General features: G+C 48.9%; 16 protein-coding genes. 1 reads left to right on the forward strand and 15 read right to left on the reverse strand.

From position 1 onward, the window contains the following. Positions 1-22 precede the first annotated feature (22 nt). The 5 genes from CLOSYM_RS19795 to CLOSYM_RS19815 all read right to left on the reverse strand — a co-directional run bounded on the left by CLOSYM_RS19795 (position 23) and on the right by CLOSYM_RS19815 (position 4,743). The gene (locus tag CLOSYM_RS19795) at positions 23-562 is read right to left on the reverse strand and encodes a shikimate kinase (RefSeq protein WP_003503314.1); all 540 of its coding nucleotides are present in this window, start codon (positions 560-562) and stop codon (positions 23-25) included. Continuing rightward, the gene (locus CLOSYM_RS19800) at positions 552-1,202 is read right to left on the reverse strand and encodes a flavin reductase family protein (protein WP_044902984.1); all 651 of its coding nucleotides are present in this window, start codon (positions 1,200-1,202) and stop codon (positions 552-554) included. The genes CLOSYM_RS19795 and CLOSYM_RS19800 overlap by 11 nt, the downstream gene beginning before the upstream one ends. A 140-nt stretch (positions 1,203-1,342) precedes the next feature. Further along, entirely contained in the window at positions 1,343-2,458 is a 1,116-nt protein-coding gene (locus CLOSYM_RS19805; protein ID WP_021643522.1) for a 4-hydroxybutyrate dehydrogenase, read from the reverse strand. Next, the gene (locus tag CLOSYM_RS19810) at positions 2,455-3,648 is read right to left on the reverse strand and encodes an SLC5/6 family protein (RefSeq protein ID WP_009298797.1); all 1,194 of its coding nucleotides are present in this window, start codon (positions 3,646-3,648) and stop codon (positions 2,455-2,457) included. The genes CLOSYM_RS19805 and CLOSYM_RS19810 overlap by 4 nt, the downstream gene beginning before the upstream one ends. A 39-nt stretch (positions 3,649-3,687) precedes the next feature. Further along, positions 3,688-4,743 carry a uroporphyrinogen decarboxylase family protein gene (locus tag CLOSYM_RS19815; RefSeq protein WP_021643523.1) on the reverse strand — a complete coding sequence of 352 codons (1,056 nt, stop codon included), beginning with the start codon at positions 4,741-4,743 and terminating at the stop codon, positions 3,688-3,690. A 137-nt stretch (positions 4,744-4,880) separates the two neighbouring features. Here CLOSYM_RS19815 and CLOSYM_RS19820 point away from each other — a divergent pair, with 137 nt between their 5' ends. Further along, positions 4,881-5,816 (forward strand): LysR family transcriptional regulator, encoded by a 936-nt coding sequence (locus CLOSYM_RS19820; RefSeq protein WP_242828712.1) that lies wholly within the window; start codon positions 4,881-4,883, stop codon positions 5,814-5,816. A gap of 156 nt (positions 5,817-5,972) precedes the next feature. On the opposite strand, the gene CLOSYM_RS19825 is transcribed toward CLOSYM_RS19820, so the two are convergent. From CLOSYM_RS19825 to CLOSYM_RS19870, 10 genes are all read right to left on the reverse strand, one after another. Continuing rightward, positions 5,973-7,640, reverse strand: coding sequence for a putative manganese-dependent inorganic diphosphatase (locus tag CLOSYM_RS19825; RefSeq protein WP_021643525.1), 1,668 nt, complete (start codon positions 7,638-7,640; stop codon positions 5,973-5,975). 387 nt (positions 7,641-8,027) lie between these two features. Further along, positions 8,028-12,635 (reverse strand): hemoblobin-interacting domain-containing protein, encoded by a 4,608-nt coding sequence (locus CLOSYM_RS19830; protein ID WP_021643527.1) that lies wholly within the window; start codon positions 12,633-12,635, stop codon positions 8,028-8,030. A 330-nt stretch (positions 12,636-12,965) separates the two neighbouring features. Then, positions 12,966-14,594 carry an amidohydrolase gene (locus CLOSYM_RS19835; RefSeq protein ID WP_021643528.1) on the reverse strand — a complete coding sequence of 543 codons (1,629 nt, stop codon included), beginning with the start codon at positions 14,592-14,594 and terminating at the stop codon, positions 12,966-12,968. A gap of 153 nt (positions 14,595-14,747) precedes the next feature. Then, positions 14,748-15,692 carry an ROK family glucokinase gene (locus CLOSYM_RS19840; RefSeq protein ID WP_003503294.1) on the reverse strand — a complete coding sequence of 315 codons (945 nt, stop codon included), beginning with the start codon at positions 15,690-15,692 and terminating at the stop codon, positions 14,748-14,750. Between the two features lie 319 nt (positions 15,693-16,011). Next, a complete protein-coding gene (gene tkt, locus CLOSYM_RS19845) occupies positions 16,012-18,003 on the reverse strand; it encodes a transketolase (RefSeq protein ID WP_021643530.1) in 1,992 nt (663 codons plus the stop codon). A 19-nt stretch (positions 18,004-18,022) separates the two neighbouring features. After that, the gene (locus tag CLOSYM_RS19850) at positions 18,023-19,303 is read right to left on the reverse strand and encodes a DUF5711 family protein (protein ID WP_003503288.1); all 1,281 of its coding nucleotides are present in this window, start codon (positions 19,301-19,303) and stop codon (positions 18,023-18,025) included. Between the two features lie 290 nt (positions 19,304-19,593). After that, positions 19,594-21,063, reverse strand: a complete 1,470-nt coding sequence (locus CLOSYM_RS19855) for a LysM peptidoglycan-binding domain-containing protein (RefSeq protein ID WP_021643532.1) — start codon at positions 21,061-21,063, stop codon at positions 19,594-19,596. 65 nt (positions 21,064-21,128) lie between these two features. Next, complete coding sequence (gene yyaC, locus CLOSYM_RS19860; RefSeq protein WP_003503286.1) at positions 21,129-21,728, reverse strand: spore protease YyaC; 600 nt, start codon at positions 21,726-21,728, stop codon at positions 21,129-21,131. Positions 21,729-21,809: 81 nt separating this feature from the next. Beyond that, the gene (locus CLOSYM_RS19865; protein ID WP_009298788.1) at positions 21,810-22,910 is read right to left on the reverse strand and encodes a hypothetical protein; all 1,101 of its coding nucleotides are present in this window, start codon (positions 22,908-22,910) and stop codon (positions 21,810-21,812) included. Between the two features lie 29 nt (positions 22,911-22,939). Continuing rightward, positions 22,940-24,139, reverse strand: a complete 1,200-nt coding sequence (locus tag CLOSYM_RS19870) for a coenzyme F420-0:L-glutamate ligase (RefSeq protein ID WP_003503284.1) — start codon at positions 24,137-24,139, stop codon at positions 22,940-22,942. Positions 24,140-24,410 lie beyond the last annotated feature (271 nt).

Genomic DNA, 24,410 nt, shown 5'->3' on the forward strand with positions numbered 1-24,410 from the left:
CAAGTACATAGAGGACAGACTGCTAGCTCCGCAGTCCCTTTTTCTCCATGATTTCCCTGAGTTCATCCACGACTGCGCCCAGCTCCTTGCCCTCTTCATCTATGATAATATCGGCATACCGCTCAAAATATGAAACTCTTTCATTATAAAGTTCTTCCAGCGTCATCCCCTCTTTCAGAACCACGCCCCTGTCTACTACATCTCCCAGTCTGCTGCATAATTCTTCATAACTGATTTTAAGGTAAACCACCGGACCAAGAGATTTCAGGTTTTCCATGGCTTCTTTACCATATATCACGCTGCCCCCGGGAGCGATTACGGCCCGGTTTGCCCTGAGTCCTGCATTGACCCGGTTTTCCACCTCCATAAAGCCGTCAAGTCCCTGCTCTTTGATAATTTCTTTTAGCAGCTTTCCTTCCTCCTCCTGGATCACAATATCCACGTCAATGAAGGAATAGCCAAGACGCTTTGCAAGCAGAACGCCTACCGTACTCTTTCCTGCGGCGGGCATGCCAATCAGTGTTATGTTATTCTTCCGGCTGTCCTTTGTATTATCTTTCATATTTTCCTCCCGGCCTCTTTTTATTTCCCCTTGCAGGAACAGTTTTCTTTCTCACACTGTAACCGAAGGTTCCCAGCAGACTGGAAAGACCATAATATTCTCCATGGGAATAGACAATCGGAGCCGCTTTTTGAAGTTCAAATCTGCCCTGTTCATTTAAATATGCCTCGTCAACATCCACTGCCACAACTCTGGCAAGAAACATGTGATGGGAACCCAGCTCCCTGATCTCCGATACGCGGCACTCGATATTGACGGGACTTTCTTTAATCAGCGGGACTTTCACCTCCTGCGCCGGGATGGGGGTCAGTCCGGTCTCCTTCCATTTATCCGTGTCTCTGCCTGACTTTACTCCGCAGTAATCGGTAGCCCGGACCAGTTTTTCCGTCGTCAGGTTTATGACAAATTCGCCTGTTTCTTTCAGCATCCCATAGGAATACCGCTCCGGCCGTACGGATATATATGCCATGGGAGGGTTCGTGCAGACGGTTCCTGTCCAGGCAATTGTAATAATGTTGCTCTTTCCTTCCCGATCCGCCGCGGTCACCATAACAGCCGGAACCGGATATACCATATTTCCCGGTTTCCAGAGCATGCGGCCATTACCGGTGCTGTTTTTATTGTCTTTTTTCTCTCTCATTTCAGTTATCCTCTTTACTCTAAACCTACTATGTATCATAGCAAAAAATGAGGGTAATGTATACCCTCATTTCAGCCTGAGAGAATCAGTATTACTCTATACAGCTTGCCGCCTTTTGGCATGGTGTGAACAGTAAGGAATCAGTAAAGCTCTGTATAAATTTTCAGCACCCGGGCTTCATCCAGAAAAACAAAATTGTTGCCCATAAGACGGCCCTGTGTTTCCATGACGTTCCTTGTGAAGTCTTTAAGTTCTGACTTCGTCACGCCGTATTTATGCAGCGGCTTTTTAGGAAGAATCTGGTCCAAAAGTTGTTCCAGGCAGTCGTATACATCCCTTACGGGGCAGTCGAGGAGGCCTGCCAAATATGTATTTAACACTGCAATTTCCCCATCTTGACGGATTTCCATATAATTTTTCAAAACACCGGTGAACATAGCATAGTTGCTCTCTCCATGAGGCACATGATATTTTCCGCCCAAAGGGTAACTCATGGCATGAACCGCTGCACAGCCTGCGGTTCCGAAGGAAAGACCCGCATAGTTGGAAGCAGTGAGAAAGTTGTTCAGCAGCGGAATCCGGGCATCCCTGCCCTCCCTGGCGATGGTCTGATAACCGCGGATTATCATCTCAACAGCCTTATATCCGAAAAGTTTCGTGTACGTTGTTGCTTTGGGGGAGAGAATAGACTCCACCGCATGAACCAGTGCATCGATGGAGCTTGCTGCAAACACGCCAAAGGGAAGCCCCTCTAAAAGCTGCGGGAGCAGCACAGCCGCATCTGCATACATCGCCGGTCCAACCAGACCCATTTTCGTATTAATACGGGTGCGGTTCAATATGGAGATATTCGTGACCTCACTGCCGGTTCCACAGGTGGTGGGCACAATGATTAAGGTACGGCGCTTTGGCAGCGCCGGAGCCATATCGTAGAGGCAGTCGATGCTCTCGTCTCCGGCCACTGCCAGAACCTTGGCAATATCAATGACTGTTCCTCCGCCGATGGCAATAACCCGTTTACATCCTGTTTTTTTCATATCCTGCATGATGGCTTCCGTCATGGTGTCGGTGGGCTCGCCGATCCCGTATTTTTCCTGATATAGTACACGGCAGCCTAAATTCATGGAGCCGAAATAGGGCTGGTAAATGTATTCGTTGGTCAGGATAAGGTCTGTTTCACAAAGGCGGAATTCATCTGCAAATTCCTGGCAGCTGTTAAAGCTGTGCAATTCCTGTTTCCAAATTATCTCTATCATAATGTACCATTTCCTCCCGTCATCTGTTTATCCGCCTTATCCTGCTTAATCATACGTGGGATAGCTATAAATATTGGAATAATAACGGCAATAAGAGCAATATTTCCAAGGAGCGTATAGCCCTTTTTCACAATTACCATAAGTCCCACCTGGGAAAGAATACCGCATGTCAGCAAGAAACCCAGGGACAGGATAAAGAACTTTGCTCTGTGGGAGAGCTTCTCCGTCTTCCATACACCGGCCCATCTGTTGGAAATGTTGAAAGTAAAGCTGGGGGCTGTGGACGCTACCGCAAAAATTACTACAACCCAGTAAACAGCAGTAAGTACACCCGGAAAATAATTCTGGCAAATCATTAAAATTGGGGTACCCTGCATGACATCCGGCATGAAAGGCAGTACAATGGCCCCAGTAATTGCAAACAGCGCCGTAACGAGAACGCCGATCATGATGCCGGAGCCGATGGCGTCCCGGTTATCACGGATTTGATCTGAATAATTGCTCAGTGTGGAACCCCAGGCTGAAGTATTAAAACAGTAGGAAAGGAACATCAGAAAATGAGCTTTTACTGTTGTGCCTCCCCAGTCCAACCCTTCCTGGAAGTTTCCAATCCTGCTCACCAGCACATCGCCGCGGATTGCGATAACGGAAATCAAAATAACTCCAAGGCACAGAATAAGGGAAACCGTCATGATTGTATTAAATTTCCGGAGAAAGCCTGCTCCATAAATAGTCAGAACGGCAAAGAGCAGGATACCCATGGCACTGCCCACCAATACAGGAATGCCCAGGAGAGCATGCATAAGCTCGGTGAACAGAGCAACTGTGGCAGCTACATTGACCAGACCTTTCAGCATGGTGAAGATATCAAAAAATACTGTTACGCCGCCTCTAAGCAGCGGGTTGGCATCTGGTTTATGTAAGCCGTAAAGCGCCAGGTAGTATTGATTATAATTTTTAACCTTGTAAATGCGGATAAATACCAGGCTGATAGCACAGAAAAAAGTCATAAAGGCAAAAAAGATTGAAAGCCATACCAGGGACCAGCCGCCGCCAAGAGTTACAATATAGGCGGACGCATAAACGCCGGAGGCCATGTTAGCGCCGCAATAGGTGCCGAACATCAATGCTCCTATGCCGAACCAAATGGAAAAAGTTTTGGCAAATCCGCTCTTTTTTAAATATTCCATAATTGAATCTCCTTTCATTTAGAATGGCTGCCTCATTTGTTAATTTAAAGATTCCGAATTATATTTTATTTTTCTTATGGGCTGGGCCGCATATCGAATGGCTGCCTGGCGTACCCATTCAAGGCGTGAATCATCAATGTCTGCGGGAACCGTACAGTCGGCGCCCACCATAATCCCCACCTGGCCGGCCTCATCAAGAATCTGATACGTGTATTTCTCAACCTCTTCCCGCGTTCCTTTGTAGAGAACCCCCTTCTGTTCAAAACCGCCGAAAACAGCCTTACCGCCAAAAAGCCTTTTGCCCTGGCTTAGAGAAACCTTTTCCGTATGGACATCCCAGTTATAGGCGGCGGCATTAAAGCCGGTAAACAGATTGAGATCGTTCCCCTGTCCGATAAAACCGCAGATATGGAGTATATTCACATCGCTGAGTTTATTGGCGTCATCCAGGACAGCTTTTTCAAAAGGTGAAATATAGGTACGGTAAATCTCTTCCGGAAAAAAGCCGGCCTGGTTGTTTACACTCAGATAAATGCCGTCTACTCCGCACTCCTTTATGAGAAGGCGGTTTAATTCCATAATACCCTCGCTCACTGTCTTGCAGGCTTCCCCAAGCGCCTCCGGTTCCTCTTTGATAAAGCGCTTAATTACAGTCTCCGGACCTCCGAGTCCGGGCCTGCGTCCTTCCGGCAGCGCACTGCGCAGAACCAAAGTAGGAGAAAAGCTGGTGGCATAAACCGGAGCGTCGCTGTCGGCGTAAATCTCACGTACCCGTTTTGTCAGCTCCAAAGTCCGCTTCACAAATCCAGAGTCCGAAGATAGCGGTTCAATTTTTCTTAAATCGGCTGCTGTCTTTACAAAGGATGCCTCCACCGGCATAAGCATCAGGGAATCGTTCATCACCTTTGCCACATCGGGATCAAAGAGCTTGCGGGCAATTCGGTGGCCCTCGATGTTTTTTTCAAAAACCTCATCATCTTCGATACCCTTACCAAAATCCGTCCAGTCCTCCAGGAAATGATGGAAGAAAGCAACCGGAACGCGATCCACCGGCTTGTTCGCCAGAACGTTAAGAAATCTTTCATGTTTTGTCATAGCAGAATCTCCTTTGTTTGATTTTTTATTGACATTTTCGATATAAAAAGCTTATCATATAAGTGTTCATTTGGATAATATATATAAAAACCGGCCATATGAAAAAAAGCTATATCAGGATAGAAGGGAGAATCATCTTGAAAATTAAGGTTCTGGAATATTTCATTACGCTGGCGGAATCACAGTCTATCAATGAGGCGGCCGGGAAGCTGTATATTGCCCAGCCCAGCCTCACAAAAGCTCTGCAGCTGTTTGAGGCGGAGATCGGCACTCAGCTGTTTCAAAGAAAAAAAACGGGAATACAGCTTACTGAAGCCGGAAAGAGAATTCTTCCGGAGGCAAAGCAGATGGTAGAATATTATAACGGTTGGCTTAGCCTTTCTGAAAAACTTCCCCTGCGCGCTGTAGATATTTATATTCAGGCCTCTTTTCCCAATTTCCTCCTTCCAAAGGTAGTTCTGCAGTTTAAAAAACTGCACCCCAGCCTGCAGATTAATTGTGAGGTCAGCCGGACGCCTGAGCAGTACATCTCCCAGGACACAGAACGGCCTGTTCTGTCTCTTTTTGTATGCGGACAGAAAGGATTGATGGAGAAATGCGTAAAGGCCCAAGGAACGCCTCCCATCGTTCTGTTTCAGGGAGAATACTGCTGTCTTGTAAATAAACACAGCAGCCTAGCAGAAAAAGAAACCGTAGTTCCCCAGGATTTAAAGGAACATTATCTCGCCTTAAAGTCGCGGCTGGAAGCCCCCTCAACAGCTATGCAGCCCGTTCTGGATGAAATTGTTCCGGTTATCTCCCCTTCCCAGGTGATTCAGACGGAATCTGTGGACAGTGTGATTAATCTGGTCCGGACACAGTCTGACGTATACGCCCTTTCCTATTATCCGATTCTGAAGAGGTACCCGGGAGTATCGGAGGGAGAAATTGTCTCTCTCCCATTTAAGGGCGATTATACAAAGGGAGATTTTTGTCTGTTTTATTCCAGGAAGGCATACCGTCAATATCCGGTCCTGCAGGAGCTTGTTACGGCTATCCAGGATGCCGCCGCCCAGTTTCTGGCCGAGAATTAATGAATCATAAATGCTGCGGACTGCCAAATACAGTTCCGCTTGATATATCCAAAGCTGCATTATAATACAACGGAAGGGCAAAGCCATAAACCTGGCATTACCCTTCCGTTACTAATAATATATCTTTTTAATTTTTAGCAGAATCTGAAAATTATCTTATTGTTCCGTCGCCACCATCAGCCCCGGCACCAGCTGTTTTTTCCTGGAAACAACCCCCGGCAGACTGACAATATGCTCTTCCTTATCCATCTCTTCATCCCCTAAGTGGAACGCTTCTCCTGCCAGCTGTTTGGCTCCCTGCCCGTCGCAGATCAGTTCCGTGGACTCCGTAAGGATATTCGTCAGCATGAAGAACATCATATCGACTTTCTCATCCTCCCTGGCCCTGTTCATATAGGTCAGCATTCTGCTTTTCAGTTCGTTCAGCTCACCGGCATTCAGGGATGTGATCTGTCCGACACCGAACGCAATCTTTCCGGCCGTAAAACGCTTGAAGTCCTGATAAAAGATTTCCGCATCACTCTTTCCCTTCAGCTTGCTGCCGGCAGCAAACATCTTATTAGCCAGCTGCTCCACATCAATCCCGGCGATAGCCGCAAGCTTCATCGCCGCATCTTTGTCCACCGGCGTGCAGGTCGGTGAGCGGAAAAGAAGCGTATCGGAGATGATGGCGCTGCACAGCAGTCCCGCAATCTTATTTTCTATTGTAACTCCCGCTTCTTTATACATCTGATATATAATCGTAGCCGTACAGCCCAGCGGCTGGTTCCTGAAAAATACCGGTCCCATTGTCTCAACCGTGCCAAGGCGGTGATGATCGATGATTTCCAGAATATTGGCATTCTCCATACCGTCCACAGCCTGGCTGCGTTCGTTATGATCCACAAGTATCACATTCTTGCCTCTGGCCCCCAGCAGGTTCCGCCGTGATATCATCCCCTTATACTTCCCATTCTTATCGAGTATCGGGAAATCACGATGGCGTTTGCTCGCCATCACTTCCTTGATGTCATCGATATAATCATCCGTATCAAAGGTGATTAAGTTTTCTGTCTTCATGAAAAAGCTGATCGGCATACTCTGGTTGATCAGACGGGCCGCCGTATATGTGTCGTACGGTGTCGTAATTACGGTACAGCCCCTCTCCTGAGCCAGTTTTTTAATTGTCATGGATACACCTGCGCCCTCGCAGACGATAATACATCCTGCCTCCATCTCGATCGCGCAGAGCTGTGACTCATACCGGTTGCCCAGGATTACCAGATCATGTTTCTCAATGTAGTATTCCATCATATCCGGGTTTGCAGCGGCAATCAGAACCTTTCCTTCTTTGAAATATTCCCTCTCATCACCAATCAGCATCGCCCCTTCCAGGGTCTCGATAATATTCGTATACTGGGTACATGCCTTCGAGAGAATGCTGCTGTCATATACATTCATATAGGAGCGCGTTATATCCCCTACTGTGATCAGCCCCTCCAGCACATTGTCCTCTGTTACGGCCGGAATCGTCACAACACCGGCGTCCTGCATCAGATTCCATGCTTTTTTCAGGGAAATATTCTTTGCTACGCCTTTTGTCTCTCTTATCTCTATGTCCTTTACCTGTGTTTTAACTGTCTGGGTTTCTTTCGGAGCTGCCATCCCGAAATAATCAAGCACAAACTGGGTCTCCGAATTGACGTGCCCGGCCCGGCCCGGCACATATTCCCCTCCGGATGTTATCTGCTTCAAATTCGCGTAACAGATGGCAGAGCAAATGGAATCCGTATCAGGATTTTTATGCCCGATTACTATGGTCTTTTTCGTTTTATCAACTGTCATGCGGCCTCCTAAAATTTAATAGTCCTGTCATATCTATTCAAAATTGTCTCTTTCTTACTGTCCCCGGCACATATGCGAACGGTAACCTTTCTTTCTCAGGTATTTTTCAGTATAGCACATTTGCAGTATACCGAACAGCTACCTTTTTGTATTTTTTACGGTTCAAACGGTGAAATAGACGCTTTCCCGGCCTTTTACCGCCGGTTTACAGGAGGGTCAGGCAGAGCCGGCCGGATATTCCGGCTGCTCTGCCTGACCTTCTTCTGCGGCTGCTTACCATTCTGCCGCTTTATTCGGTTAATGCCGTTCCCCGGCGGATGCATTGCATGGGTAAAGAGCTTTTAAGCTATTTACGGTCCGCCACGGTATCTCATTGCTTATTTGCACCTATTCACCGTTTGGCTCCGGTTCTTTAGCGCTTACTTCCGGTTTTTTACCGTCTGTTTTCGGCTCTTTATCGTCCGTCTCCGGTTCCTTCCCGGCTGTTTCCGGCTCTTTATCGTCCGTCTCCGGCTCCTTTCCGGCTGTCTCCGGCCCTTTATCGTCCGTCTCCGGTTCCTTTCCGGCTGTTCCGGACTCTTTATCGCTTTCCTCCGGCTCTTTGTTATCAGGTTCTGCCTTATTGCCGCTATCCTCCGTCTTATCGACTGTTACGTCGGGTTCCGGTTCTTTCGCGGGCGTTGAAACATTTTCGCTCGGGACAGCCGCCGCGCCATTATTGTCTGGCTCCTCCCGTTCTGTAACCCTCCCATTTTCATCGGTGTATACCGCAAAACTCAGTTCATCATATCCCTCTGCTTCAATGGTTACGGTGTTTTCTTCTTCTGTATTAAATCCATTTATGCTGAAGTCCAGATATTTTAATCCGCCAAAGGATTCATCCTCCGACACCTTGTATTTATCCTCATCATTTGAAGAAATTGACCAGCTGCTGTATTCGTAAGTCCGTCCGTTCACCTGTATCTCTGTCTTATCTTCCTTCTTAAGTATTGTCAGATATGCTGCCAATTCTTCTTCCGTCAGATTCTTAAAAGATACACGATAATATTTTCCGCCTAATACTGATGTTTTAAGCTCTGCCTTCTTTACATCCGGCGGAGTCAGTTTATCGGACGGAGCCGGTCCGTCTTCTCCTGCAATCCCGCCGTTCTCATCCAGAGTCACTTTGAAGCTTATGTCTTCGTAGCCCTTTACCTTAACATTAACCGTATTATCTCCTTCACCAAAGCCGTCTTTGCTGAAATCCAGGTATGTGTTGTCCGATACGGTATATTTCTGTTTGTCTGCCGCCATTATCAGCCAGGAGCTATATTGATATTTTTGGCCGTTCACCTCGATTTCTGTTTTGTCATTGTCAGCAAGCGCCTTCAGGTAATTCCGTAATTCTTCATCATTTAAGCCAGTGAATGATACCCGGTAGCATCTGCTGTTATAGAGCGACGCCGGCTCTGCCTCCGGAGCAGTCAGCAAGCCGGCCGGCGGTTCCTCAGACCCGCTGTCCGTAATCTCCCCGTTTTTATCCAGATAAACATCAAAGTTCAAATCATCACAGCCCTCTGCTTCAATCGTTACGGTATTCTTTCCTGCCGTAAAACCATTGATGCTGAGATCCAGGTACTGCCTGGTTCCATTTGTCTCGTTATCGGATACGGTATATTTATACTGATCGCTTGTTCCTATGGAAAATCCGCTGTAGGTATATTTTTCCCCATTCACCTGAACTGCCGCCTTGCCGCTGTCCTCAAAGAGCTTCAGGTAATTCTCCAATTCCTGCCCGGAAGCTGCTTTAAATGACACGCGGTAGTATTTTCCGTTGAGTAAGTCCGATTTTTTCTCTACTTTATCCAGCTCAGGTGCGGTCAGTGTTTCGGGAGGATTCTGGTTCTCTTCTCCCTTATTAATCCTGAATTCCAGCGTTTTAGGCGTGTAATCTTCCGACCATACAGTTACCATATAGACTCCGGACTCTTTAAAAAGCCCTTTCTGAAGTACAAAGCCAAATTTACCGGGAATATAGTTATCGTCCCCAAACAGTGAACCTTCCGTGTCGGAAGTCACTTTCCGGCTGCTTCCGTCCGGTCTCTTAAGCTCGATTCCCTTCAGGTTCTTCATGAAGTCTCCTCGCAGCGTGTTCTGGCTCTCATCCCCCTCTCTGCAGGCCGCAATCACATGCACGTCCTGGCCGGTATAGTATGCCGACTCATCCTCCGCGCCTTCTTTCGCCGCCGGGTTCGGATCCGCCAGTGACAGTTCAAACTGCTCCGGTGTTTTACTTATATGAATCTGTGCCACAGCCGTCTGGTATCCCCCGGAAACCACTCTCAGCTCATGAACTCCCGCCGTTAGCTGGACACTTCCTCCTGCTGTCCCCTTTGTTGCAGAATAGATGGTAGCTTTTCCCGTCTCCTCGTCAAATAGATATCCGGCCAGATAGCTGTCGCTTCGCAGGGCAATGGCGCTGCCGTCCAGATAGAACTTTGTATTTTTATTCAGGTATGACGGATCCGAACTGCAGCTCAGCACGAGATCTTCCCCGAATGCTCCGTTAAGACCTTCAAGCCGGGGCGCCCGTTTCCCCGTCATCTCAGAGAACAGGAATGAAGAGCCAAGAAGTCCGTCCTCTAAAACACGTTTCACCTGATACGGACGGTTTTCGGTCTTTCCTTGGCCGCTGTCTGCGTACCGGCGGAAGGTGAGCGCCGTCCCGTCTCCGAGTCCCGCATCCTTTACCGCATTCAAATACGCAGTAAAATCATACAGCTCCTCCGCATTTTCATCCATTACCGCTACCGGGCTCTGTGCCTCCCAGCGCGCGAGAACGGCATCGGCATCTTTGTTTGTCATTCCAAGCTTTTTAAGTATCAGCGCATTGGCAATCAGATCATGGTCAAATATCAGGAATGCGTTGATACTGCCGCCCCCGGATGAAGCGGATTCCCCCGATGAGCCGGTTGAACCGTTCCAGGATGCGCCGGAAACCGCATCGGCTCCGGAAACCGAACTGCCGGAACGTTTACCAAATACCGTAACGGCAGAACCGATCTCAACGGATTTCGTCATTGTCTTGTACCCGTTGGCGTAAGCTGTAACCGTATATATTCCGGCTTCATCCGTGACAATCTCTTCCTTCGTATTAGTGCCGCAGATGTGGAGCATATTCCCTATCTCATACCACTCACTTATATTTTCAAGCTCTTTTGTCTTTCCGGACGGTGTGGTCAGCTGCACCCTGTAAATCGGGGACAGGATTTCATTTCCAAACGCCGCTCCGTCTTCCCCCTCTATTGTAAAAGCAAAGCACTCTCCCGGCTCAGGATTCAGGTTCAGCGTATTTAGTTTCATTGTAAATGTCCTGCCGTCAACAAGGTGAACCGGCACCGTCATCGCTGCGCTGCTGTATCCGGATACCAGATTTAACTGGTAGCGGCCTCTGGAAAAAAGATTTGTCTGCGGAAGACTGATTTTCAGCACACCCGTTTTTCCGTACGTATTTTCCGTGGTCTTCCTGAATGCCAGTTCACTGTTAAGAATCCTGTTTTCCTGATCCAGGGCCTTTATTGTCTTGAGTTTGTCAAACCACTCTTCCTGATCCTTTGTCTTAAGTGAAAGCTTGACCGTAATCTCCCCTGTTCCCGTCTTTTGATCAATCAGAGTATCCGGAACATAATACGCGGCAGGCGTCTCCTCTGACGCATTTCCTCTCCGGTCGCTCAGATCAAATGTGGTTCTCTCCGGTTCGGTCCTGACCTGCCCGTTCTTATCATAGACGTCCAGATAATAGTCAAATCGTGATACCGGTCCATTCGTAAGTATTGCTTTTGGCGCATTGTCCGGATCACCGGCGTCAGGCGCTTTCGACGCGGCTGCGGCTGCAAGCTTCACCGTCTGCTCTCTGCCGTCACTGTCTCTTGTCACGGTGACGGAGCCCGGTTTCAGCACAGTGCTTTCCCACTTCACAACCGAACCGTCATCATCTACTTTGGTCAGTGTGCCGGTTACATCAGTGCCGTCTATCCTGACGCTGTAATCATCAATATTTCCATCTTCAAATGTAATGACGGCATATCGCGTCCATCCCAGATTCAGAAATTTCGTCTTATTCCGGTCAAGTAAATCGCTGGTTTTTCCCTCGTCACCGGTATCTCCGCCGGAGCCGTTCTGAGCTTCCCCTCCCGGTTTAACCGTATTTTCGGAGCTGCCGCTTCCTGTACCGCTATTCCCGGTATTGCCGCTCCCGCTTCCCGTACCGTTATTCCCGGTATTGCCGCTCCCGTTTCCCGTACCGCTATTCCCGGTACCGCCGCTTCCGGAGCCTGAGCCGCCGGAACCTCCGCTGTTTAAGCTGCCGCTTCCGGAATTTTTGTTACCGGAACTTCTGCTTCCGGAGCTTTTGCTTCCGGCTACGGCTGCTTTCGTATTCTGAACGGAAGAATAGCCTCTGCCCGGCTCGTAATGAACACTTCCGTCCTTCTCAATCCATCTCCCTTCCGCATCTGTTAAAAAGCCTCCCGGTGTTTCCCTGCCGGCATACATTCTGCCCTTTTCTCCGCCTTCCGCCGTCTCAAAGAAATAGCAGTGGCCTTCTATCCATTGCCAGCCTGTCAGTGCAGATCCCAATGTTTCGTCAACGGAAGTATTTAAAAAAAACCGATGTCCGGACGGATCCCGGAACCAGCCGGTGCGCATCTTTCCTTCCACGCCATCCTGCGCGGTATTCAGATAAAATATATGTCCGCCGATGTTCTGCCACCCAGTCCGCAGTGAACCGTTGCCGGGATCCAGATAGTACCAGCCTCCTGCTGTCTGGAGCCATCCCGTCCGTACCGCTCCAGACGAATCATAATACTTCCATGTTCCGTCTCCAAATTCCCATCTTCCCTGGAAGAGAGCCTCCTGTGCCGGCCCTGTCGGAGCCGCCCACACCGTTCCTGTCTGGAAGGTCATACAAGCCGCCGTCAATATCGGAACGACTGCCCTGCTCATAAACTTTCTCATTGCCTTTCCTCCTGTCTCCTCTTTGGTTAGTTTATGCTAACCATATTTTACAGTTTAGCATTGGCAATATTTGGTTGTCAACGGTATTGATTAGTTTAAACTAACTATTTTTCTCAATACTATGTCTTTCAATGAAAAGCATTTGTCCGCAAGACAGACGATTCCTCTTATCTTTCATAATCTGTTAACACGTTGTTCACAATCTATTCACATATAATTTTTATACTAAAAGCATAAGAAATTTCATTTTTTCTTTACTTTTATGGTGATTTTGCACATAGATTTTTCATAATTGCCCCGGCAGCCTAGCGGCTCCGGGGTCTCCTCATGTCATATGCTTTTATACAGAACTTTTCCGCCCTTAATTGTTTCAAGAACGCGGATTTTCTTAATTTCCTCCGGCAGAACCGTCAGTGGACTGGCCGAAAGTATAACAAAATCTGCTGTTTTTCCAGGTTCTATCGTTCCTTTTTCGTTTTCTTCCCCATACTGGTATGCCGCATTGGATGTTACCGCTTTTAACGCCTCATAGGGGGTGACTCTCTCCATCAGTCCCATCGGATGTCCCCCGCAGCTGATCCGGTTCACCGCACACCACACCGTTTCCAGCATATCAGGCTGAATTACCGGGGAATCCTGGTGAAAGGTCACATTAACGCCATCATCGATCGCCGTTCTTGCCGGACTGATTTTAAGAGCGCGCGCCTCACCGAAATTTTTTAAATGCACATCTCCCCAGTACCAGGTATGGGCGGTAAAAAATGAGGCCGTAATGGAAAGCCGCTCCATCTCCTTTAACTGATCCGGCCTTACCAGCTGGGCATGAATCATAACCGGCCGTGTCTTTGCCGGATCCTGACCGGTTGTATCTGCCGCCATCCGGCAGGCCCCTATCATCTGTTGTGCGGCGGCATCACCGTTGCAATGAACCAGAAGCTGCCTTCCCTCCCGGAACGCCGTCTCAAAATAGGACTGTACCTCTTTGTCTTTAAATATCGGATAACCGCAGTATCCCTCCGGTTCGCCTTCATATGGCCGGCTCACCCATGCGGTTCTGCCCTGCGGGGAGCCGTCCAGAAAGATCTTATAACCGCCGATACGCAGATGGTTGCAATAGGCCCCTGTATAGGCGGGGTTCTCCTCCGTCAGTTCATGGGCATCGTTCAGTGCGGCATACGCCACCACATCCGCGTGCAGCAATCCCTGTTCTGCCGCATATTTCAGGAGCTTCCATTCTTCTTTTCCGGTCCGTCCATCCTGTATCGTTGTAATTCCGTGTTTTAGATAAAGCTGTTCAGCTGCCTGAAGCTGTCTGCCAAGCTGTTCCGTTCCCGGTTCCGGTATTACCGAGGATGCACCGGTAAAAGCTGTCTCTTCCAGATAACCGTCCGGCTCTCCTGTATTTTTGCCTCCCGCACGGCCAATCCGGCCTCCTGAAGGATCTTTGGTGTCTGCCGTTATTCCCATTTTTTCAAGCGCAAGGGAATTGGCGACGCCCATATGGCCGCTGGCATGTGTCACCATCACAGGATTTTCAGGAAATGCGGCATCCAGTATAAAACGGTCGGGATGCTTTCCCTCTTTCAGATTATTGTGGTCATATCCCGTTCCGATAATCCAGTCGCCGGGTTCCAGCTTTCTCTCTTCTTTAAACCGGTTAAGTATCCCGATAATTCCATCAAAGCTTTCCGCCTCCTGCAGCATGGCAAAGGATAATACACGCGCCATAGCGGTGATGTGGCTGTGGGAATCAATAAAAGCAGGGAGCATCACTGCTCCCTTTAAGTCCTTTAATATAGGTGTGTCCTGATGTTTCCCGCTTTCCGCAGCCGCCTGCACCGCTTCCAGTGAGCCTACTGCCAGAATTTTGTCATTCTCCGTCAATACAGCCTCCGCTGACTCCGGTTCACTGCCTGACATTGTAATGATTGTACCATTATAATATAAAGTCTTCGCCATAATATATCTCCTGTCTGTATCCGGTGTTCACGGCAAATGCGCAGACCTGTCTGAACTGCTGCCATGATTCTGTATACTGTTATCTCTTATTATGCTCAGACCTGTCGTTTGTTAAACCGTTTATTGCCGGCATGAATGGCCCGGGTACCGCAATCAGTCCAGAATCAGCCTCGCTGCGCCGTAAATTCCGGCGTCATTGCCAAGCGTGGCCAGCTCGATTCCCGCTTTGTTTTCGGAAATGGGAGTGTACTCCTCATAGTACTTGCGAATCATATCAGTCAGGAAAGTACCCGCTTTTGAAACGCCTCCTCCGATAACAAACACCTCCGGATCGACCGTCATGGACACAATTGCAAGCGCCCAGCCCAGATAATAGGAAACCGTCTCCATGACCTCCATTGCCAGCTTGTCTCCCGCTTTTGCACAATCCAGCACGTTTTTTGCTGAGATTCTGTCTCCGAATTTACGCATCGCAGAATCTTCACCGCTCTGCTTCATCATTCGTCTCGCTTCTCTCGCAATGCCGGTCGCGGATGCGATCTGCTCCACACAGCCATATCCCTTACAGTTGCACTGTTCCTTCTCACCCTCGCGGATACGCATATGTCCAATCTCTCCACCCAGGCCATGTCTGCCGGGGATGATCTTTTCATCAATGATAACGCCGCCGCCGACACCCGTTCCCAGTGTCACCATGACAATATCATGATATCCTTTACCACCGCCCTGCCACATCTCACCGAGCGCCGCCACGTTGGCGTCATTGCCCGTCTTTACCGTCATACCGTCCAGCAGTCCGCTTAAGATTTCCTGCGGATTCATCTCACGCCATCCCAGGTTAACGCAGACCTCCACAAAGCCGTTCGGAAGAACCGGGCCGGGGATTCCGAGTCCGGCTCCCGCCACCTCGTTCAGACTGATGTTCTGCTCATTCAAAACCTTCCTGATTGACGCTGCAACATCCGGAAGGATGTATTTACCGTTCTCTTCTTTTCTGGTCGGCACTTCCCACTTTTTGACCAGTGTTCCGTCCAGCTCGAACATTCCAACCTTAACCGTAGTTCCGCCAACATCTATTCCTATACACTTTTTACCCATGCTCCGGCCTCCCGCAATTTTTCTAAATCAGTTTTATTATAAAAGATGCGTTTGCAGATTGCAAGGTGGTTTAGTTGAGGTTGGGAGGACGCGGACGGGGACAGATACTGTTCACACCATGCCAAAAAGCGGCATGATGTAAACAATAACACGCTTCGCGATGCACAGAAACTGCATAAAACGCAGTTTCGCGCCGTGTAACTCGGGATTTTCGCGCAGAAAACGCTCGAAAACACCTCGCGGGACATAACCGTCTGAACAGTAACCAGGGACAGATACACCTGGCGGAGTCTTTCGGCCCGGCAGCGTCCTCACCCGATTAATTAATCTGAATCCCTTTTACAGCCGCCACAACGTTCTCCACCGTAAATCCAAACTTCTCAAACAACTGCGGCGCCGGACCGCTTGCTCCGAAGCCGTCCATGGTCACCGTCTTTCCGTCCAGTCCGGTGTACCGTTCCCAGCCAAAGCCGCTTAATGCCTCCACCGCAACTCTGCGTCTCACTGTTTTAGGAAGGACAGACTCTTTATACTCGGCTGGCTGCTCTTCAAATAAGTCTGTACACGGCATGGATACTACACGGACATTCATCCCCTCTGCCGCCAGCACTTCCTTGGCCTTTACTGCCAGAGCTACCTCAGATCCTGTTGCAATCAGGATTGTGTCAGGCGTTCCGTCACAGTCGTCTATGATGTAGCCTCCCTTTAAGGCCTCCCTGCCGCTTCCCGCCATTGGTTCCAGATTCTGCCTGGTCAGGACGAGAGCCGTCGGTGTATGCTCTGAGGTCACGGCGCTGTACCAGGCCGCCTGTGTCTCAGTCGCATCACATGGCCGGAATACATGGAAGTTGGGCATTGCTCTGAGCGCCGCCATCTGTTCTACCGGCTCATGGGTCGGGCCGTCTTCTCCCACACCGATGCTGTCATGTGTGAATACGTAAGTAAGCGGTGTCCCCATCAGTGCGGAAAGACGGGCCATCGGCTTACAGTAATCACTAAACACAAAGAATGTGGACACATATGCCCTGAGTCCCCCATGGAGCATGATGCCGTTGCCGATTGCAGCCATGGCAAGCTCCCTGACGCCAAAGTGCAGATTGCGGCCGCTTCTGTCTTCTTTCGAAAAATCACCTGCGCCCGACATCGCCGTCTTATTAGACGGAGCCAGGTCAGCCGACCCTCCGAACAAATTCGGCATGACATCCTTCAGATAGTTAATGACAGAGCCGGAAATAGAACGCGTTGCCTCTGCTTTTTCCTGCCTTTTCCAGAACTGCCCGTCTTGATCCAGCACTTCTGCGGCATGAACGTCATAATACCGGTTCCAGAGTTCTTCCATCTCGGGATATTCTTCACAGTATGCGGCAAACATCACGTTCCAGGCCGCTTCTGTCTCTGCTTTTTCCTCCGCGATGGCAGCAAAATGTTTATATACCTCATCCGGCACATAGAAAGGTTCCTCGTATGGCCATTCCAGAGTTTCCCGGAGCGCTTTTATATTCTCCGCGCCAAGCGGCTCTCCGTGCGCGCTGGCTTTGCCCTGTTTCGCCGGACAGCCGTATCCAATCTGCGTCTTAATCGTGATAAATGACGGACGGGCCGTATCTCTTTTGGCCGCCTCAATCGCCATGCCGATGGCTCCGGTATCATTGCCGTTCTCCACCGTAATTGTCTGGAAACCAAAAGCGCGCATACGCTCTTCCACATTCTCGCAAAAAGCAATATCCGTACTGCCTTCTATTGAGATTCGATTTGAATCATAGAGTACGATCAGCTTTGAAAGTCCCAGCGTTCCAGCCAGTGAAAATGCCTCGGAGGAAATACCTTCCATCATGCAGCCGTCTCCGCCCAGTACATAGGTAAAATGATCTACTACCGGATAATCGTCTTTATTAAATACAGATTCCAGATGCGCTTCCGCCATTGCCATTCCGACTGCCATCGCCATTCCGGCTCCCAACGGCCCGGTTGTCGCCTCAACGCCCACCGTATGCCCGAACTCTGGATGGCCCGGTGTCCTGGACCCCAGCTGCCTGAAGTTCATCAGATCTTCTTTAGACAGTCCGCCGTATCCGAATAAATGAAGGAGGGAATACAGCAGCATGGAGCCGTGTCCTCCCGACAACACAAAACGGTCCCTGTTAGCCCAGCCTGGATTGGCCGGATTATGATTCATCTGATTGGCCCAAACCTCGTAACCGATGGCTGCACAGCCGAGCGGCAGTCCCGGATGGCCTGAATTTGCCTTCTGAATGGCGTCTGCGGACAAAATTCTGATTGAATTAATGGAAAGATTGTCAATCTGGTTCATTTGTAATTCCTCCTGACTTCTATTTCAACGTGATCTCGCGGATCCTGTCTCCGCCTGTAATGATTAAGGTATTGAACCGTGATCCCCTGGTAATTTTGGATACCGTGAAATCAAACTCGCCGGAGAAGCGTTCTCTTCCCGACATGTCATAGACTTTGCACGAATTATCATTATACAAAAATACAAAATCACCGTCAATATCAAGGTTCTGATACAGATAGGTAAATTCCCTGCTGAAAGCAAGTGTTCCATTCGACTTATACACATCCAGCCTGTTGTCGTATTCACCTGACGGGGCGTTTACGACAATTGCCACATGGCTGTCGGAATAGGCGACGCTTTGGATCTCCTCTTCCACCGGCACCTGCTTAACCAGTTCCGGGGAAGTCACATTCACCAGAGAGAAAAACGCCAATTGGTTGTCCGTCACCGCACATGCGTGATCTTCGTCGAAAAACCGCACCCTGGGACACAAGCTTTCCCCAAATTCTTCAAAGCCTCCCACGAGACGATCCGGATAGCTCTTTCCAAATTCGGAAAAGTTATAAAATACGATTCTGTTCTTTAAAGTGCTGTCCTGGATATATACGTCCGACAGCATAACCTGTGTGCCTTCCGGCGACAGTGATACATCCATCAGGTATCCGTTCTTCGACATGACCGTCTTGATGCTCCAGTCCAGCATGCTTCCGTCCTTCTTAAAAAACGTGATATAGGTCGATGTACTGTCCTCCACCAGGGCGGCCGCCACCCCGTAAGCAGACACACTGACCCGCAGAATCGGAAGCAGCGTTGTCGCTTCCCCCTGCAATCCTGTAATATCACAGATATAAAGGGAATTGCCCTGCTGATCTCCTATAACTGCAAAATTGCCATTCACATAACATACCGGTGACTTCATCTGGTAGCTTAACGACCACACAGCATTACCCGACTTGTCAATATAAGATGCCCCGTCCTTACTGTATTTGAGCAGATTTTCACCAAATTTCATATACCCGGTAAAACTGCTTTCACTGGCAGGAATCTCCTTCTCCCAGGCAACCGTATATTCCATATACTGGTGTCCCCGGACATAGCGTACCGCCAGAAATACGAGTATTGCCGCCAGCATAATCAGGATAAGGATCAGCCGCAGCCTCTTAAGCCGTGTCTTGCGTTCGGCTTTACGGACAATTTCTTCCTCATTGTCTTCCTGATGTTTCCCGGGCCTTCCGCCCGGAGCGGAGCCCGGCTCGACGATACGGCGTTTTAACTGCCTCTTTTTTTGTTCTCGTTCCATCGAGTTCATATTACTCATCGTTTATCTCCTGTAACCACAATGGTTGCTAACAATTATACACTATTTTCAGGAGATACGCATTAAAATTCTTTCTTAATACACTTTGCCGAGTTAGATTTCGTTACTGTTCACACGGTTATGTCCCGCGAGGTGTTTTCGTGCGTTTTCTGTGCGAAAATCCCGAGTTACACGGCGCGAAACTGCGTTTTATGCAGTTTCTGTGCATCGCGAAGCGTGTTATTGTTTACATCATGCCGCTTTTTGGCATGGTGTGAACAGTAACTGGATTTCGTGTTACTGTCACACACCTATTCTCCTTCCAGAGCAGGAAGCACCAGCTCCTGGCCCGCTATGATTTTATTAACATCATCCAGGTTATTCAGGGCGCAGATGTCCTCGAGATAATTCAGGTTATTGTAGAGTTTGAAGCAGATTCCGTAGAGTGTTTCACCGTCCCCGATAATATAGGTCTTACCCGGTTTCATATTTGTCACCGGATAGTCCTTGATTGCCGTTGAATTGCCTCCGCTTCCGTTCTGCCCGCTCTCCTCCGATCCTGTGCCGCCGCTCTGGGACGAAGCGCTTCCTCCGCCGTTTTCCGGCTTTGCTCCGGAAGCCTGTCCGTCTGTCTTGGCCTGTCCATCCGTCTGGGCTTTTCCGCCCGTCTGAGCCTGTCCGTCTGTCTGAGCGCCTGTCAAATCGGCAGCGCCGTTCTGCCCATCTGCCTGGGTCTGTCCTTCCGCCTGCGCCCGGCTCTGCGCTGATGCCGGTTCCTGGCCCGCGGTTTCCCGTGACTCTGACTCCGGCTGCATCTCTCCTGCCGTTTCACTTCCCGGAATCGCCGTCTTTTCCACAGACTCACCACTGTTCAGGATAGACTGCCCTGTTTTTGCTTCCTCCGCCGACTTTTCCGTCGGATACACTTTCCCTTTAATCTGCTCTACCACCAGATTATCATCGTCTTCCCTGCCGATATAATTCTCCAGGCCCTTAACGCCGCTTGGCAGCACGGAAACCAGAACCGTCTCCATTTCACGCATTTTTTGGTAGTTGTTAAACATGACAACACCGCCGGCAAGCACCGCTACCGACAGTACACTGCAAAGCATCCCCAGCGTTTTTATCGTGCCACGGCGGGACGCGGCCTCTATTTTCCGGCCTTCCATCCTCTGGCGGAAGTCGCGGATCACCCTGTCGCCTCCGCCTGTTTCCACGCGTCTTACGTCTTTGCGGAGAATCATATAGTCCTGCATCATCTGGTTGCGCTCGTAATAGACACTGTATCCCTTCAGACGGTAAAAACCGTCGTCGGAGGTTATGTACGCGGCCTCTTCACCGTCGATTCCGCTGTTTAAGTACATCAATTGATTCTTTCCGCCAAAATACTGGGTATGCTGCTTCCAATAATTAAGAGGACTCAAAATACAGCCGGGCGCTCCGCAAATAAACCACCCCTGTACGGTCCTCTTTGGAAAAGTTTCTTCTATGCTTTGGTATGCTTTCTTCCAGGCGGCTTCGGAAAAAATAACCTTTTCCCCTGCTGCCGTCACATCTTCCATCTCAAGCGCCCCGTCAATAAAAATGTAAGGCACTCCTTCGTAAGTTTCCGTGCTGCCGAGTAAAATTCCAACTCTCAGATCTTGTCCGCCCGTTGGATACAGACGTTTCAGATATGTATTTACATAATCTTCCACGTACAGCTTGACCACATCATCCCTGTCACCGATCTGCCTGATATTTTTCGGCAGTCTGGGGAATGGATTGTATAATTCTCCCATAGACTCACCCCGCTATCGTTTTATTAAATCTAAGCGATCATAGCACAGGTTCTATGAGAAACTTGTCAAACAAAGGCTGTGTTATCCCAGAACTTTTCGACAAGACTGATGCTTCTGCTGATACAGTCCGCCATCTGCATGACTACGGACAGCCTGACGCTTTGCAGCATAAGGGGATCGTAATTGCCGCAGCTTCCCACAATTCCGGTAATGAATATATCCCCCACCGAACGCAGCTCCTTGCTCACGCCAAGTCCCGGTTTCAGCGCCCCTTTTCCAAGCGTTACATATCCCACATGCTCCCGGTTTCCCACCGAGGCGTCTACCGCAACAATCAGATCATCCTGATAGCATGTTCTCAGAACAGCCATGTAATTCTCCAGGTTCATCGCGTGTACCGGACGTTCCAGCGTTCCGAAAACCGTCGCCTTTGATATTTTCATTTGATTTAATTTATATCCGATGAGAGGCCCCAGACTGTCTCCCGTGGAGCGGTCGGTTCCAATGCACAGGAATACGATTCCCCGCTTGTTCTTCCGCTCCTTCTCCTCCTGGATCATTTCAAACAGTTGGCCGGCAAATTCCTCCGGAATAAAATTACGGGAAGCATTATAGTAATAAATTTCCTGATCATTCCGAATCGTCTTCCATTCCCAAATTTTCATAATCTACCGCCTGTCTTATTAGTTAATTCTATTATAAACAGGCAATGTAAAAAATATGCAGGGGATATTCTCCCCCGCATATTACTTTCTCGACATATTTCTATTCTTATATACTTCTATCGCTTCACTGATATTGCCGGCTTCCCCTGATTCCAGGATCCGCCTAAGCTCCTCCAGCCTTTCCGCCGTCAGGAATTCCTTGCCGACATAGCTTTCATAGGTGTCCGTGATAAAAATCTTCTTTTCTTTAACAATGGTCTCCGTATATCTGAGGCGGCTGCCCGCATCCTCATAAGCAGCCTGAAGACTTTCGATCTTCGCTTTGCTGTTCCCGGTGATCTCATCGGCAATAATCATTTTCGTCACATTTTCAAAGGTATTGAGCGCCTCTTTCTTCTTGCGGATTGTCTGGGCCATCTCCTGCTCAAGCTGTGCGATCTCATCATCAAATTTCTCCAGATTATAAATTGCCTCGTTCCGGTCCCTCTTAATAGAAGCCGTGATAACACGGATTTTTTTATTATTGGAGTTAATCAGACTGCGGATGGAACGTCCTTCCTGCAGCGCACTCTGATGACGGCCTTTTGTGGCATTTCCGACAACCGTATAAATCCCGCCGAAGACAAATATCGCGGCCACATAAATGAGGACCAGATACAGAGTCTTTTTGTCGGGAAGCATGGAATATACTCCATACGGAACCAGGAGAAAACAGACTGCGAATGTCAGAAGGAAGGTAATAATCTCCCTGAACCCCCTGGGAAAATAGAGGGCGTAATAAAATCCGCTCTGACAAAAGGAGGGCACCCTCTGAGACTGGAACAGTGTCTTCATCCTGACTCTCAGCTCCCTGTTATGCTCATGGAGCTCCACCGTCTCTTCCTTTATGCGGTCCTTCATTCCCTGGTTTTTTGCCTTCTCCCTGCGCGCCCTGATTTTCTTCAGCTTTTCCTGGAGTTTTCCTATCTCCGAGTCATAACTGCTCTCCATCTCTTCGCGACGTTTCTTCACAGTCATGCTGATGGCATCCTGAACTGCTTTCTGCTCCGCCTCCAGAGATTTTTCCAGCCGCAGCTCCTCCATCCTGAGCTGTTCTTCTTTCTTCGTGAAATCAGAAAGCTCCGTCACCGCCTCTTTTGCATCTTCCAGAAATGACTTAAAGTCTGTTATCGTCTGTGCCATAACTACCTCCCGGATAGTTCGTTAATTGTCTATTTTGTATAATTATCAAAATAGCCCTGAATCAGAACTATCGGCGTACCCTTGTCGCCGCTTCCCGATGTCAGGTCGCAGAGAGATCCGATGAGATCCGTAAGCCTTCTCGGCGTAGTTCCCTGGGAAACCATATTTCCTGTCAGATTTTCCGCCTTCTCATCCTTTTCCCTGATATAATCTGAAATAGCGCTCTTCAGCTCTTCGCCGGATAAATCGGCAAAATCGTTGTCCGCCAGATATTTTAACTTCACTTCATTCGGCGTTCCCTCAAGCCCGTCTGTATAAGCCGGGGACACTACCGGATCCGCCAGTTCCCAGATCTTTCCTACCGGATCTTTGAATGCGCCGTCTCCATAAACCATGACTTCTATATGTTTACCAGTGCTATCCATCAGCTTTTTCTGTACATTGCGTACAAACTCGCCGCAGTTAATCGGAAAAAGCTTCACGGACTCTTCCGTCGCCTTGTTGGAACCGAGAAGGCCGTAGCTGTCATTGTAACCGCTTCCATCCACACTCTTTGTCAGGATCTCATCCAGGGAGATAACCTTTTCGGCCCCTGAGTTTAACAGCAGCTTTTTCGTTCTGGCCCTTGTATGGATATCACAGTTTAACACAGTCTTTGTATAATCAAGAATCGCTTTCGGATTGTTGGCAAAGATGATGCTCACCTCTGCTCCGGCATCCTCAATCAGTTTCTTATAGTATTCCACATAATCCACACCGGTAAACTGGTGTTTTCTGTAGCCGAACAGTTCGCGGTACCTTTCCTCTGTCAGCACATCGCTCCAGGGATTTACTCCGCTCTCGTCAAGCTGTTCCGGGGTAATCAGATGGTTTCCCACTTCATCAGACGGATAGCTGAGCATCAGAACCACCTTTTTGCAGCCCATAGCGATTCCTTTTAAGCAAATGGAAAAACGGTTTCTGCTGAGAATCGGGAAAATAATGCCTACCGTATCATCTCCCACTCTGTCATGCACATCTTTGGCAATCTGCTCTATAGTTGCGTAGTTGCCCTGCGCCCTGGCCACAACGGCCTCAGTCACAGCCACTACATCTTTATCGCGAAGCTCAAAGCCCTCACTCTCTGCTGCTTTCAGTACAGAATCGGCCACAATCTGAACCAGATCGTCACCCTGCCTGATAATCGGGGCGCGAACGCCTCTGGAAACCGTACCAATCAGTCTTTCCATCTTCCATTCCTCCATACGTATAATGTTTGCAGCCATCCGGTAATCCCGGAGAAACACTGTTTTCCGAACAACTGCCTTTCATCTTATTTTCAGCTCCCCTTACGGGGATTTTCACAAGAATAACTGTACCATATTTTATAAGGGTTGTCACGTCCTTTGTTAGCATTATATCATCCCGTCCGCACGGTGCGGCGGGATTAAAACGCAGTGTAACAGTTCAGCCTGAATCTCATGTTGTTGGAGATTTAGTTAAGCAGGTGAGGACGCCGCC

It is taken from the genome of [Clostridium] symbiosum ATCC 14940, assembly GCF_000466485.1.
GTDB classification, from domain to species: domain Bacteria; phylum Bacillota; class Clostridia; order Lachnospirales; family Lachnospiraceae; genus Otoolea; species Otoolea symbiosa.